Genomic DNA, 13,380 nt, shown 5'->3' with positions numbered 1-13,380 from the left:
GCGTGGGCGTGCATAGGCTGGCGGGGTGGACGAGGAGCGGGTGGTCGAGGGGTTGCGGCGCGCGATCGCCGGTGCGGTCGACGCGTCCGCGCGCAGGCGGGCGGAGTACTCCTCGGACGCGTCGAACTATCGGGTGCTCCCCACCGCCGTGGTGTTCCCACGCGCAGACGAGGATGTGGCCCGCACTCTCGAGTTCGCCAGGGACAACGGGCTGTCGATTACCGCACGCGGTGCGGGAACCTCGGTGGCGGGCAATGCCATCGGCCCCGGGATCGTGCTGGACTTCAGCCGATATATGAATGCCGTGCGCGAGTTGGACCCGGAGCAGCGGGTGGCGCGGGTCCAGCCCGGTGTCGTCCTTTCGGAACTACAGCGTCGGGCCGGTGCACATGGGCTGCGGTTCGGGCCCGATCCGTCGACGCAGAATCGGTGCACGCTCGGCGGGATGATCGGCAATAACGCCTGCGGACCGCATGCGGTGGCCTGGGGGCGCACCTCGGACAATGTGCGTGAACTGCGCATCCTCGATGGGACCGGTGCGGCAAGGACGCTCGCGGCCGATCCGTCCGTACTTCCCGGGCTGCCCGAATTCACCAGGGCGAGTCTCGCGGTGATCCGCACCGAACTCGGTCGATTCGATCGACAGGCGTCCGGCTATGGGCTCGAACATCTACTGCCGGAACGTGGTTCGGCGGTCGCCAGGTCATTCGTCGGCACCGAGGGGACCTGCGGGCTATTGCTCGAGGCCACCGTGGATCTGGTCCCGCTGCCACGGGCCACGGTGCTCACGGTGCTCGGCTATCCCGATATCGCCACCGCCGCGGACGATGTCGCGGCCGTCATGGCTTGCGACCCCATCGCGGTCGAGGGCATCGATGCGCGACTGGTCGATATCGTGCGCGTGCACCGCGGCGCCACCAGCGGCGTGCCGGAACTGCCGCGCGGTAGCGGCTGGCTGTTCGTCGAATCCGCCGGTGACACCGCCGCCGAAGCCTATGCCGCCGCCGAAAAGCTCTGCCGCACTGTCAGTGCCCTCGACTCCAGGATCGTCACCGATCCCGGTGTCGCCGCGGCACTGTGGCGGATCCGGGCGGAAGGGGCCGGGCTGGCCGGCCGTACTCCGGACGGTCATCCGGCGTGGCCGGGCTGGGAGGATGCGGCCGTCCCGCCGGAGCATCTCGGCGCGTACCTGCGCGATTTCGATGCGCTGACCAGCGACTACAGGGTGGACGGTCTGCTCTACGGCCATATCGGCGACGGCTGTATCCATGTCCGCCTCGATCTGCCCATCGCCGACGCACCGCAGCGCTTCCGGGCGTTCCTGCACGACGCGACCGAACTGGTGGTCCGCTATGGCGGATCACTCTCGGGTGAGCACGGCGACGGCCGAGCCCGCTCGGAATTGCTCTCGGTCATGTACTCCCAGGACGCGCTCGATGTATTCGCCGGGTACAAGGCACTTTTCGATCCGGACGATGTTTTGAATCCGGGCGTACTGGTTGCCCCGCGTCCGATCGATGCCGATCTGCGGCTGGTCGGTGTGCGTCCGATCGAAAGTGCCGGTGGTTTCGCGTTTCCGGACGATAACGGTGATCTCGCCATGGCCGTGCATCGCTGCGTCGGCGTCGGCAAATGCCGCGCCGACACCCGCGCGACCGGCGGTTTCATGTGCCCGTCGTATCTGGCCACCGCGGATGAGAAGGACAGCACCCGCGGCCGGGCGCGCGTGCTCCAGGACGTCGTGCGCGGCGCACTCCCCTGGTCCTCCGATGCCGTCGACGAATCGCTCGATCTGTGCCTGTCCTGCAAGGCATGTCGCTCGGATTGCCCGGCCGGGGTCGATGTGGCGACCTATAAGTCCGAGGCGCTCTACCGCCGGTACCGGCACCGCCCGCGCCCGATCGATCATTACACGCTGGGCTGGCTGCCGCGCTGGCTTGCTGCCATGAGCCGAATGCCACGCGCGGTAAACGCATCCGCCGATATCGGATGGCTGCGCCGAATTGGTTTGCGTGCCGCCGGAATGGATCCGCGCCGCGCGGTTCCGAGGCTGGCGGACCGCAGCTTCCGCCGGATCTGGCGTGACTTGTCCGAGCAGGCGGACTCGTCGAGTCATCCTCGACCAGCGGAGCCCGCGATCGGTCGAGCGCCAGCAATCGCGTCGGCTGACATCGCCCGATCAGCAGAGTCGACCGATGGCCCGCCATCGCCTGGATCGGCGGACGACTCGCAGAGCGTTGCGTCGCAGGAGGTCCTGCTGTGGGTCGATACGTTCACCGACGTCTTCGACCCCGAAATAGGCTTGGCCGCAGTGCGATTGATCGAATCGCTCGGCTATCGCGTTCGGATACCGCGGCGGCGTGTGTGCTGCGGACTCACCTGGATCAGCACCGGTCAGCTCGATGGCGCTCGGGCTCGACTGCGCGCGACCCTGAACGAGCTGGATGAGCATGTGCGCGGCGGCGGCATCGTCGTCGGCCTCGAGCCGTCGTGCAGCGCGGTACTGCGCGCGGACCTGCCCGAACTGCTACCCGAGGACCCCCGTGCGGCCGCGACCGCCGCGGCGGTGCGCACACTCGCGGAGTTCCTTGCCGAACAGCCGAACTGGCGACCGCCACAGCGGAGCGGACAATCGGTGGTGGTCCAACCGCATTGCCATCACCATGCCGTACTCGGCTTCGACGCCGATCGCCGAATATTAGCCAGCATGGGTATGAATGTGACTGAGGTTACCGGATGCTGCGGCCTGGCGGGAAACTTCGGAATGCAATCCGGCCATTACGACATTTCGGTCGCGGTAGCCGAGAATGGTTTGCTCCCCGCGCTGCGAAACGCTGACGACGATTCGGTCTTGATCGCCGACGGTTTCTCATGTCGCGCCCAGGCGGCCCAGCTGAGCGGCCGCCGCGGGCTACACCTTGCGCAATTCCTGCTCGGCGAGTGAGTGTCAGCTGCCGAACGGCAGGGTGCCGGGCGGAATCTGGTAACCCGAGCTGCCCGCGGAAACCGCACCCCAGGCATTGAGCAACCAGTTGAGCACATTGGTGATCATTCGAAACCTCCGTTATGGCGACTGCCAGCCGTTTGCCGAACGCATCAATATCGCGGAGCCCATTTGTCGCGTTACAAAGTAGCGCAGATCTGCGATTATGCCGAACAGCTATCGCGGATCGCACATTCGGGCCGAAACTTCTGCGAGCCGTACAACATCCGACACGTGGCAAACATTCGACAGGAGGTCCGCGTTCACGCCGCACGCACGGCGGGCACAATGGGGCGGTGCGCAATCAGACGGCCGAGCCGGACCAGAGCCGGTCCGCTCTGACCAGGACGGTGACCGCGGAGGGGCCGATCGACCTCGCGACCACCCTCGCGCCGCTCTCCCGCGGTCGCGGTGACCCATGTCACCAGGTCACCTCCGACGGCACGCACTGGCATGCCTCCCGGATGCCGACCGGCCCGGTCACCTACCGCCTCACCCAAGCCGGTAACCATGCGGTCGACGCCCGCGCCTGGGGCCCCGGCGCCGCCGAATTCCTCGACGGCCTCGACCATATGCTGTGCCTGGACGAGGACCTGTCCGACTTCGCCCCGGAACATCCCAAAATCGTCGACGCGCACCGCCGTTTTCCCGGACTGCGCATGCTGCGCACCGGCCTGGTCTTCGAAGCATTGGTGCCCGCGGTACTCGAACAGAAGGTGCACACCGTCTCCGCTCGCGCGTCCTGGCGAAAACTGGTGCGACAGTTCGGCTCGCCCGCACCGGGGCCAGCGCCCGCCGGATTGCTGCTGCCGCCCGACGCCGACACCTGGCGCCGGATCCCGTCCTGGACCTGGCATCGCGCCAATGTCGGGCCGCAGCGTGCGCAGACGATCGTGCGTGCGGCTCGGCTGGCGGATGCGCTGGAGCGGGCGACCGCCGAGGAACCCGCGGTAGCCGCGCGGCGCCTGCGGACGGTGCCCGGTATCGGCGTGTGGACCGCCGCCGAGATCGGCCAGCGCGCCTTCGGCGACGCGGACGCCCTATCGGTCGGCGACTACCACCTCGCGGCCATCGTCGGCTGGACCCTACTGGGCGAGCCCATCGACGATGCCGCGATGGTCGAATACCTGGAACCGCTACGGCCACACCGCTATCGAGCTGTCCGCCTGCTGGAGATCAGCGGTCACGCGCACAAGCCGAAGTTCGGCCCGCGCACCCCGCTCACCGATCACACCTGGCACTGACCGGCTCCGGCGCTGGACAATACGTTTCGGCAGGCCGTCCTTCGTGCGGACGGCGGTATTGCGGCGATGCGCCAGCGACTCGGCCGTCACCCACCGCAGGACTCGCAGACAATCCAGCAGCACGTCCGGTATGCCGGGTTGGCGCGCGGTCACGACGATGGCCGTCGGCCCGGTGGCAGCCGCACTCATAACGGCAGCGCGCGCTCGTCCAGCACGCATTTGCCCGCCTCGACCAGTGTGGTGCGCGCGGCGCGGCGGACCCGGCACCGGTCGACGGTGCAGTCGATATGCAATTGCATTGCGGCGTGGGCTTGTTCAATTGTCAGCACACCAGGGTCGCGCCCGCAGGCTAGTAGTGCGGCAACATGCATGTTCAGGTTGGTGAGTTGCATCAGGCGACCTCCGCCCGGTGTCGCACCGAGCGGACATGTCGGTGGTAGCGGGAGACCGGTCCGTCGTCCCACGGGGCCTGCTGGATCGCCATCCCCAATGCCTCGAGTGGGGTGAGGCCGATCCCTTCGGCGAGACCACCAACTGCGCCGAGGAGTGCTGGCACAACTTCAGCAACCTGCAGTGCTGCCACCGCCTGGGCACAGGTCAGAGTGCGCCCGGGCAAATAGGAAACCACCCAGCTCTCCTGCCCGACGCTGCGGGCTCGATGCGGGGTCAAATCGCTGGTCATCAAGGACGACGCTATGACACTTACAGCCATGACTCCTCGTTCCTACGTGCGATTCCTGGTGTGTGCCCGGAGCTTCCACGGGAGGAGGGGAACGAACCGTGTGCACTCCGGGCACACTTCCAGCACACCACCGTGACACGTCACGAACAGTGTCCTTGGTGGATATCCAAAGATTTGGCGCGAATTCCCAGCACAAAACCCAACCGGGAAGGGAGGATTCTCCATAGTGGACGAAAGAGCCCTCTGCCCAAGCGAAGTGACGGGGAACCGAGCTTGTGGGGTCGCCCGGAGGCGCAAGCCTGCGTAACCACGCCGGCTTGCGTGAACGTCGCAATTGAATACAGAACGGAGCGTGCTGTGTCAGCGAGTTCGGCAAGAGCGTCAGTGAGTTCCCGAAATTCCTCCCGGGGGACAGAAACTTCCGACCGGCTATCCCCCGATAACGCCGCCTCTACCCTACCCCGACGCCAACTGGGCAGATATCTCCGGGACTGGCGCACCCAGGCGGGCCTCACCATCGCCGAAGCGTCCCGACTGATGGAATGGGGCGCAAGTACCCTGCAGCGCTTGGAAAAAGGCCAGGCAGATCGCATTCGTACCATCGATATCCAAGAGCTGTGCCGCATCTACGGCATCCCCGACGAACTATCCGACGGCCTGAAGGGCCTAGCCCAGCAGGCCGCCGTCAAGAGCTGGTGGCACGCCTACGGCGACCTCATCCCCGAAAACTTCGACGTCTACGTCGGTTTGGAGGCATCGGCCCAGCAACTCAACTCCTACCAATCCGAACTCGTGCTCGGTCTGCTCCAGACCGCCGACTACGCGAGGGCCCTCAATCGACTCGGCTATCCGGATGATTCGGATGCCGAGATCGAGCGCCGCGTCCAATTGCGGTTGCAGCGCCAGGCTTTGATCACCCGCAAGGCCGCACCGGCAACGGTGGATGTGGTGTTGCACGAGTCGGTTTTGCGCCGGGTGGTCGGTGGCGCCAAAGTGATGGCGGCACAGCTACGTCATCTCGCCGATATCAGTACCCAACCCAATATCTCCCTGCGTATCCTGCCGTTCGCGGCCGGTGTTCCACTCGGGGTTTCCACCGGACCGTTCACGGTTCTAGCGTTCGGAACCGATGGCAAGGGCCAACCGATCGAGCCGCCTGTGGTGTACGCCGAGGGCTTCACCGGGGACCTCTACCTCGAAAGACCTGCAGATGTGCAGCGGTACGATCGTGCGCACGAGTGCCTCCGGCGCAGCGCGCTGGATATTCAACCCAGTAGACATCTGCTAAGGCAGGTAGCGAAGGAGTATGTGGCATGAGTTTGGATCTGGTTGGCGCGCAGTGGTTCAAGAGCACCCGCAGCGGCGCGGGTAAGGACTGCGTAGAGGTCGCCTTCCTCGACAGTGGTCGGGTCGGCGTACGCGACAGCAAGAATCCGAGTGGACCCGCCCTGGTCTTCACCCCGGGCGCATGGGATGCCTTCACCGCCGGTGTGGCGGGTGGCGAGTTCTGAGGGAGTTGCGAGGCGTGAGCATCAATAAGGGCGCGAATGTTGATCTGACCGGTGCGATCTGGCGCAAGGCTGGTACTGGCGCCGGAAAGGACAGTGTGGAGGTGGCGCTACTGGAAGCCGGTCACGTCGCATTGCGCGACGGTAAGAACCCCGATGGGCCGGTCCTGATCTTCACGCCCGGTGAATGGGCCGCGTTCACTGCGGGTGTCCACGATGGTGAGTTCGACCGGCCCGAGTAGTGCGACCGACCCGGCGTGTAGGGTCTCAGAACTCGTGACGGAATCTCAGAATGAGTAGCGGTGATGTGGCGGATCCGCCATGGTTCTGAGATTCCGTACTCGTCGCTGCGGCTACTGGACGATCACCTGTACGCGACGGGTCCGACGAGCATCACACGATCGAGGATTTCCGGGATGAACCGCACTTGGGTGAGCTTCGCGGCCAAGGCGAAAGCTCTCGGCACGGCAGCAAAGTAGTCGGTGTCCCAATCACTCTCGTCCCAGTCGTACTCGTCGTCGCAATCATGCTCGTCGTCCCGCATGTCCAGCGGGCTGCCGAGTTCCCGCATGAACCCGTTGAGCCGGTCGGGCTCGGAGCCGTGTCGAAGGTGGGGGCACGTCAAGTTGTAGCCCGTGACAATCGTGCCGTCGATCGCGTACGCGAGGCTGTGCTCAGCGTAGTCGTGCCGAGTGATGGCCAGTACCTCACAATCACGCGACAATTCGGCCAGGACATCGGGGAGCGTGGCCATCCACCCGATCAGCTCGATTGCTACGCTCCACTCACCGACCTGCACGACACCCACGTTGCCTCCCCCGGATCCTCCGCCGGTTTTGAAGGAGTTCTCGCTGGCCTGCTCTGCGAGCTCATCGAAGCCCGATTCCTGGCCCTGGTCCTCGCCGCGGCTGAAGCGGCGCACCACCTCCGACGGGTCGAGCCCGCGGAAGAAGGTTACGGTGAAGATCTCGCCCAGCCAGCGGTCATCGCCGTTTTGAGCGCTGAGCCACTGGAACGGGGCCGACGGGTCGGAAGTCGTCATAGCGTGCATGATGGCAGGTGTTACCGACAATCGGCGGCCTCGTTTCTTCCTTCGCCAGAGGACAATTCGAGACCCCGCGCTCTGACCAACTCACACCAACCCAAGGAAATGCCGTCGAACTGAGACAAACCCTCACCGCGACGACCTGAGACAAACCGGAAACAGCGAGGTTAGCCAACCGGCGCATGCCACGAATTTTGAGACCCTACACGGCGGATATGCCCGCCGGGTCCGGTCAGGTCACGGCAGCGTCGGTCAGTGGGATCGATGCAGCGTGATCAGATGTGCGCGAAGATCACGAAATAGTGCAGATTCGACAACGAAATAGCGTTTGCCGAGGCTGATTACGGGTAGACCACAACTTGTGGACCGTGGGCTCAAGAGTTCCCATCCCCGGTACAAGAAATTGCGGCCGGGCGATTGGGTGGAATGGCTGATCGTGGCACTGCTTTTCGCGGTGTCGGCGGTCGGCGTGTTCGTTCTGACCGGCTCGTTCCTGTCGGCACTGTTCGTTGGAGTGCTGGTGTGGATGGTCGCCGTCGGAGTCGTCGCGTTGTTATAAAGGGTGCGCCGACCGGCCGGGCATCGAATCCCGGCCGGTGGTCCAGAGCTCGGGTCAGCGTCGGAAGAGCTTGTTGCCCAACCAAACCAGCGGATCGTACTTCTTATCCGCCACCCGTTCCTTCATCGGAATCAGGGCGTTATCGGTGATCTTGATATGTTCCGGGCAGACCTCGGTGCAGCATTTGGTGATATTGCAGAGTCCGAGCCCCTGCTCGTCCTGAGCCAGATCGCGGCGGTCGGCCACGTCGAGTGGATGCATCTCCAACTCGGCGATCCGCATCAGGAAGCGTGGACCGGCGAAGGCGGCCTTGTTCTCCTCGTGGTCGCGGACCACGTGACAGGTATCCTGGCACAGGAAGCATTCGATGCATTTGCGGAACTCCTGGGAGCGCTCCACATCGACCTGTTGCATCCGGTAGTCGCCCGGTTTCAGATCGTCCGGCGGCGTGAAAGACGGGATCTCCCTCGCCTTCTGGTAGTTGAACGATACGTCGGTCACCAGATCCCGGATCACCGGGAAGGCACGCATCGGCGTGACGGTGATCAGTTCATCCGGCTGGAACGTCGACATCCGGGTCATGCACAGCAGCCGTGGCCGACCGTTCACCTCGGCCGAACACGAACCGCATTTGCCCGCTTTGCAATTCCACCGCACCGCGAGATCGGGCGCCTGCGTGGCCTGCAGCCGGTGGATGATGTCGAGCACCACCTCACCCTCGTTCACCTCCACGGTGAAGTCGCGCAACTCGCCACCGTCGATATCACCGCGCCACACGCGGAATTTGGCGTCGTAACCCATTCTTACGCCTCGCCTTTCGTGGCTGTCACCGATGTCGCCGGATGGGAGGCGAGATCGGCTTGGTTGTAATACTTTTCGAGTTCGCCGAGGTCGAAGAGCCCGAGCAGGTCGTTCCGCATCGGGATCTGATCCTCCGGAGTGACACGTACGCCCGGCACCGGGCCGTCCGCATCGGCCGGATCGATCGCGCACACCAGCAACTTGTTACGCCATGCCGGATCCATGGCCGGGAAGTCGTCGCGGGTGTGCCCGCCCCGGCTCTCGGTGCGCAAAAGCGCTGCTTGCGCGACACATTCGCTGATCAGGAGCATATTGCGCAGGTCGAGGGCGAGATGCCAGCCCGGGTTGAATTGCCGATGTCCCTCCACCACGACACCGTCGAAGCGAGTGCGCAATTCGGCGAGACGCTCGATGGCCTCGCGCAGTTCGTGATCCTTGCGGATGATGCCGACCAGATCGTTCATCGCCTGCTGCAGATCGGTGTGCAGGGTGTAGGGGTTCTCTCCCGACCCTTCGGCGGGTGGATCGAACGGTGCCACCGCATCTTTCGCGGCCGTAGCGATATCGGCATCGGTGACCGCGGGCCGCTCGGACAGCTGCTCGACGTAGGTCGCGGCGCCGAGCCCGGCCCGCCGACCGAAGACCAGCAGGTCCGAGAGCGAATTGCCGCCGAGCCGGTTCGATCCGTGCATACCGCCCGAACACTCACCCGCCGCGAACAATCCGGGTACGGTCGCCGCGCCGGTATCCGGATCGACCTCGATTCCGCCCATTACGTAGTGGCAGGTCGGGCCGACCTCCATCGGCTCCTTCGTAATGTCCACGTCCGCGAGCTCTTTGAACTGATGGTGCATCGAGGGCAACCGCCGCCGGATCTCCTCGGCGGGCAGGCGCGAGGCGATATCCAGGAATACACCACCGTGTTCGGTGCCCCGGCCCGCCTTCACCTCCGAATTGATGGCGCGAGCCACTTCGTCACGGGGCAGCAGATCCGGGGTGCGGCGGGCGGAGTCGTTATCGCGCAACCACTGATCGGCCTCTTCTTCGGTTTCGGCGTACTGCCCCTTGAAGACCGGCGGGATGTACTCGAACATGAACCGCTTGCCCTCGGAGTTCTTCAGCACCCCGCCGTCGCCGCGCACACCCTCGGTGACGAGGATGCCCTTCACGCTGGGCGGCCAGACCATGCCGGTCGGATGGAACTGCAGGAACTCCATATTGATCAGCGTCGCCCCGGCCCGCAGCGCCAGCGCGTGTCCGTCGCCGGTGTACTCCCACGAGTTGGAGGTGACCTTGTAGGACTTGCCGATACCGCCGGTGGCCAGCACCACGGCCGGCGTCTCGAACAGCACGAAGCGCCCGGACTCGCGCCAGTAGCCGAATGCGCCGGAGATCCGGTCGCCGTCCTTCAGCAGTTCGGTAATGGTGCATTCGGCGAAAACCTTGATGCGCGACTCGTAGTCGCCGGTCTCGGCGAAATCCTCCTGCTGCAGCGAAACGATCTTCTGCTGCATGGTCCGGATTATCTCGAGTCCGGTGCGGTCGCCGACGTGCGCCAGCCGCGGGTAGGTGTGCCCGCCGAAGTTGCGCTGGCTGATCCGGCCGTCGGCGGTCCGATCGAACAGCGCGCCATAGGTTTCCAGCTCCCACACCCGGTCGGGTGCCTCCTGGGCGTGCAATTCGGCCATGCGCCAGTTGTTCAGGAACTTGCCGCCGCGCATCGTGTCCTTGAAATGGGTTTGCCAGTTGTCCTTTTCATTGGCATTACCCATCGAGGCGGCGCAACCGCCCTCGGCCATCACGGTGTGTGCCTTGCCGAACAACGACTTGCACACCACCGCGACGGAGAGACCGTGTTCGCGTGCTTCGATCACCGCGCGCAGTCCGGCGCCACCGGCACCGATGACGACGACGTCGTACTTGTGCCGTTCCACTTCTGGCATGGCCGCGAAACTCCTGGTTTGTGAGGGCGGTTAGTTGATGAACCGCAGATCCGAAATCGTGTCGCTGGCAACCAACATCACGTAGAAGTCGGTCAGCACGAGGGTGCCGAGGGTGGTCCAGGCCAGCGCCATATGGCGGGTGTTGAGCTTGGAGATCTGGGTCCAGAACCAGTACCGCGCGGGGTGCGCGGAGAAGTGCTTGAGCTTGCCGCCCATGATGTGGCGGCACGAATGGCACGACAGCGTGTACGCCCACAGCAGGATCACGTTGCCGGTCAGGACGATATTGCCGAGTCCGAAGCCGAACCCGCCGCTCTCACCATGGAATGCGTAGATCGCATCCCAGGTGTTGACCAGTGAAACGATCACCGCCACGTAGAAGAAGTAACGGTGCACGTTCTGGATGATCAGCGGCAGCCTGGTCTCGCCGGTGTACTTGGCGTGCGGTTCGGCAACCGCGCATGCGGGCGGCGAGAACCACACTGCGCGGTAATAGGCCTTGCGGTAGTAGTAGCAGGTCAGCCGGAACCCGAGCAGGAACGGCAGCACCAGGAAGCCGAGCGGCAGGATCGCCGGGATATGACCGAACCACGCGCCGAAGTGGCTGGAGCCCTCGACACAGTCGCTGCTCACGCACGGTGAGTAGAACGGCGTCAGGTAGTGGTACTCCGGAACCCAATATGCCGTTCGCACATACGATCTGATTGTTGCGTAGCTGACGAAGGCGGCCAGTCCGATGGCCGTCACTAGCGGTGGGATCCACCATCGGTCGGTGCGCAGTGTGCGCGCCGAGATGGCGGCCCTGGTCTTGCTGAAGACGCCGGTTCCCGTTTCCGGGGTGGCGGTCGGTGCGGCACTCACAGGTGGATGCCTCGCTGATCTGCTGTGCGGACGGTCCCCGTGACCTCCGCAATCGAATGTGATGCTGAGCACCATACGACACCCTCGCTATCGCGCAGCGGCGTCCCGCCAAACCTGACCCACCCTCAGGTCCGTGATTTCCGCCACATTCGATCGAGGTCTGCCTACCGCGGCCGCGGCGAACCGGCCACGAAGTCTCCGAACTCTCCTAGAACAGAACATGATTCGACCGAGCCGGTCCGCAAGGAAACCGGCGGCCGATTTTTCGGCCGTACGAACGTCACGCGGCGGCAACAAACGTGTGGTCACCTTTCTGGAGATTCAGCCGCTGACGTGCGCTGATGCGACCGTTGCAGGCGGATACAGCTTTGCCGGGGGAAGGAGGAACCCAGATGAGGAGAGCCGCGATTGTGGCGCCGGTCCGGACCCCGAGCGGGATCGAGGGTGGCGCGCTGTCCGGAATGCCGCCGGAATGGCTGGCCTCGACCGTCCTTTCGGCGGTGATCACACGCTCGGGCATCGATCCGCTGCGCATCGAGGATGTCGCGATGGCCTGTGTCGACAACCGAGCCAGCGCCCCCGAGCTGAGCAGGCTGGCCGCGCGTGTTGCCGGACTACCGTTCGCGGTGCCCGGATTCCTGACCGACCGTCGCTGTGGCAGTGGTCTGCAGGCGGTGATCACCGCGGCGATGATGGTGCAGACCGGTGCGGCCGATGTGGTGGTCGCCGGTGGGGTCGAATGTTCGGCCGCCAGCGATGGCGTGTCGACCCGCCACAGCGATCCGTACCGGACCGGCGAGCTGGCGAATATCGGAGATCTGGCGAATGCCGAAGAGCTGGCCCGCCACTACGGCATCAGCCGGGAAGCGGCCGACGAGTTCGCCGTCGCGAGCCATCGCAAAGCCGCCCGCGCCTGGCGGCAGGGCACCTTCTCCGCCGAGGTGATCCCGGTCGGGGTCGTCGACGATGCCAGGGACTGGGACGAATTCGATACCGCGGTGCGCCATCGGATCATGCGCGACGAAGGTGTGCGCGAGGACGTCTCCACCCGTACCCTGGCCGCACTGCGCCCGCTGATCTCCAGCGGTGTGGTCACCGAGGGCAATATGAGTTCACATCGGCACGGCGCGTCGGCCTGCCTGGTCGTGGCCGAGGACCGGCTCGACGAACTCGGCCTCGCGCCGATGGCCTATCTGGTCGGCTGGGCCGCGGCCGGATGTGATTCGGACACCGCGACTCTCGGCGCCGCCCCGGCTGTCGCCAAACTGCTCGGCCGCACCGGATTCACCCTCGACGATCTCGATCTGATCGAGGTCAATGAGGGCTTTGCGGTGGAAGTGCTTGCGCTGGCACGAGAATGGGAGCTGGATCCGCGTGAGCGGCTCAACGTCAACGGTTCGGCGATCGCGCTCGGCCATCCGGTCGGCGCCACCGGGCTGCGCATCATGACCACGATGCTGCACGAGTTGGCTCGTACCAACGGCAATTACGGTCTGGAGGCGATCGCGCTCGGCCACGACCATGGCATCGCGGCTCTCTTCGAATCGGCCGGCGCCGCCCCGATCCCCGAGACTCCCCGCGGCGCCCGCTTCCACGGCGTCCGCCCGTCCCGCAGGTCCGGTCGTCACCGCGCCTCCTGAGTGACTCCCGGGGCCGGCACACATGTGAGTTGTTCACCGCACACGTGCGGATGCGCGTGTGCGGTGCCGAAAGCGCGTGTGCCAGCTGCCGCGCCGACCTCTCCGGACGGCGCG

General features: G+C 65.1%; 13 protein-coding genes. 7 read left to right on the top strand and 6 right to left on the bottom strand.

Annotated elements, in window-relative coordinates:
* Positions 1-25: 25 nt before the first annotated feature.
* Complete coding sequence (locus ACQP1G_RS45730) at positions 26-2,944, top strand: FAD-binding and (Fe-S)-binding domain-containing protein (protein WP_433196965.1); 2,919 nt, start codon at positions 26-28, stop codon at positions 2,942-2,944.
* A 335-nt stretch (positions 2,945-3,279) separates the two neighbouring features.
* On the top strand, positions 3,280-4,227 hold the full coding sequence (locus ACQP1G_RS45725) for a DNA-3-methyladenine glycosylase family protein (protein WP_433196963.1): 948 nt from the start codon (positions 3,280-3,282) through the stop codon (positions 4,225-4,227).
* Between the two features lie 185 nt (positions 4,228-4,412).
* On the opposite strand, the gene ACQP1G_RS45720 is transcribed toward ACQP1G_RS45725, so the two are convergent.
* Positions 4,413-4,619, bottom strand: a complete 207-nt coding sequence (locus ACQP1G_RS45720) for a hypothetical protein (protein ID WP_433196961.1) — start codon at positions 4,617-4,619, stop codon at positions 4,413-4,415.
* On the bottom strand, positions 4,619-4,909 hold the full coding sequence (locus ACQP1G_RS45715) for a hypothetical protein (protein ID WP_433196959.1): 291 nt from the start codon (positions 4,907-4,909) through the stop codon (positions 4,619-4,621). The genes ACQP1G_RS45720 and ACQP1G_RS45715 overlap by 1 nt, the downstream gene beginning before the upstream one ends.
* A 471-nt stretch (positions 4,910-5,380) precedes the next feature.
* Here ACQP1G_RS45715 and ACQP1G_RS45710 point away from each other — a divergent pair, with 471 nt between their 5' ends.
* From ACQP1G_RS45710 to ACQP1G_RS45700, 3 genes are read left to right on the top strand one after another with little or no spacing between them, the layout of a single operon-like run.
* Positions 5,381-6,226 carry a helix-turn-helix domain-containing protein gene (locus ACQP1G_RS45710; protein WP_433209429.1) on the top strand — a complete coding sequence of 282 codons (846 nt, stop codon included), beginning with the start codon at positions 5,381-5,383 and terminating at the stop codon, positions 6,224-6,226.
* Positions 6,223-6,420, top strand: a complete 198-nt coding sequence (locus ACQP1G_RS45705) for a DUF397 domain-containing protein (protein ID WP_433196957.1) — start codon at positions 6,223-6,225, stop codon at positions 6,418-6,420. Before ACQP1G_RS45710 ends, ACQP1G_RS45705 begins: the two co-directional genes overlap by 4 nt.
* A gap of 14 nt (positions 6,421-6,434) precedes the next feature.
* On the top strand, positions 6,435-6,659 hold the full coding sequence (locus tag ACQP1G_RS45700; protein ID WP_433196955.1) for a DUF397 domain-containing protein: 225 nt from the start codon (positions 6,435-6,437) through the stop codon (positions 6,657-6,659).
* A gap of 122 nt (positions 6,660-6,781) precedes the next feature.
* Here ACQP1G_RS45700 and ACQP1G_RS45695 read toward each other — a convergent pair whose 3' ends face one another.
* Positions 6,782-7,459: a DUF6461 domain-containing protein gene (locus ACQP1G_RS45695; RefSeq protein ID WP_433196953.1), complete on the bottom strand. Its 678-nt coding sequence runs from the start codon at positions 7,457-7,459 to the stop codon at positions 6,782-6,784.
* A 364-nt stretch (positions 7,460-7,823) separates the two neighbouring features.
* Here ACQP1G_RS45695 and ACQP1G_RS45690 point away from each other — a divergent pair, with 364 nt between their 5' ends.
* Positions 7,824-8,021, top strand: a complete 198-nt coding sequence (locus tag ACQP1G_RS45690; RefSeq protein ID WP_433196951.1) for a hypothetical protein — start codon at positions 7,824-7,826, stop codon at positions 8,019-8,021.
* Between the two features lie 54 nt (positions 8,022-8,075).
* On the opposite strand, the gene ACQP1G_RS45685 is transcribed toward ACQP1G_RS45690, so the two are convergent.
* From ACQP1G_RS45685 to ACQP1G_RS45675, 3 genes are read right to left on the bottom strand one after another with little or no spacing between them, the layout of a single operon-like run.
* Positions 8,076-8,822, bottom strand: coding sequence for a succinate dehydrogenase/fumarate reductase iron-sulfur subunit (locus ACQP1G_RS45685; RefSeq protein WP_433196949.1), 747 nt, complete (start codon positions 8,820-8,822; stop codon positions 8,076-8,078).
* A gap of 2 nt (positions 8,823-8,824) precedes the next feature.
* Positions 8,825-10,765 (bottom strand): fumarate reductase/succinate dehydrogenase flavoprotein subunit, encoded by a 1,941-nt coding sequence (locus ACQP1G_RS45680; protein ID WP_433196947.1) that lies wholly within the window; start codon positions 10,763-10,765, stop codon positions 8,825-8,827.
* A 30-nt stretch (positions 10,766-10,795) separates the two neighbouring features.
* A complete protein-coding gene (locus ACQP1G_RS45675; protein WP_433196945.1) occupies positions 10,796-11,626 on the bottom strand; it encodes a hypothetical protein in 831 nt (276 codons plus the stop codon).
* A 392-nt stretch (positions 11,627-12,018) separates the two neighbouring features.
* Here ACQP1G_RS45675 and ACQP1G_RS45670 point away from each other — a divergent pair, with 392 nt between their 5' ends.
* On the top strand, positions 12,019-13,266 hold the full coding sequence (locus tag ACQP1G_RS45670) for an acetyl-CoA C-acyltransferase (protein WP_433196943.1): 1,248 nt from the start codon (positions 12,019-12,021) through the stop codon (positions 13,264-13,266).
* Positions 13,267-13,380: the final 114 nt, after the last annotated feature.

The sequence above is a fragment of the Nocardia sp. CA-107356 genome (genome assembly GCF_050946365.1).
In the GTDB taxonomy this organism is placed as follows: domain Bacteria; phylum Actinomycetota; class Actinomycetes; order Mycobacteriales; family Mycobacteriaceae; genus Nocardia.
Note: the sequence above shows the minus strand (reverse complement) of the source record. Positions and strands in the feature narration are given on the sequence as shown.

What these genes read in the sequence shown, in the direction of transcription:
- ACQP1G_RS45685 (WP_433196949.1), bottom strand. Translation starts at nt 8,822, where the DNA reads ATGGGTTACGACGCCAAATTCCGCGTGTGGCGCGGTGATATCGACGGT.
- ACQP1G_RS45705 (WP_433196957.1), top strand. Translation starts at nt 6,223, where the DNA reads ATGAGTTTGGATCTGGTTGGCGCGCAGTGGTTCAAGAGCACCCGCAGC.
- ACQP1G_RS45695 (WP_433196953.1), bottom strand. Translation starts at nt 7,459, where the DNA reads ATGACGACTTCCGACCCGTCGGCCCCGTTCCAGTGGCTCAGCGCTCAA.
- ACQP1G_RS45720 (WP_433196961.1), bottom strand. Translation starts at nt 4,619, where the DNA reads ATGCAACTCACCAACCTGAACATGCATGTTGCCGCACTACTAGCCTGC.
- ACQP1G_RS45715 (WP_433196959.1), bottom strand. Translation starts at nt 4,909, where the DNA reads ATGACCAGCGATTTGACCCCGCATCGAGCCCGCAGCGTCGGGCAGGAG.
- ACQP1G_RS45670 (WP_433196943.1), top strand. Translation starts at nt 12,019, where the DNA reads ATGAGGAGAGCCGCGATTGTGGCGCCGGTCCGGACCCCGAGCGGGATC.
- ACQP1G_RS45680 (WP_433196947.1), bottom strand. Translation starts at nt 10,765, where the DNA reads ATGCCAGAAGTGGAACGGCACAAGTACGACGTCGTCGTCATCGGTGCC.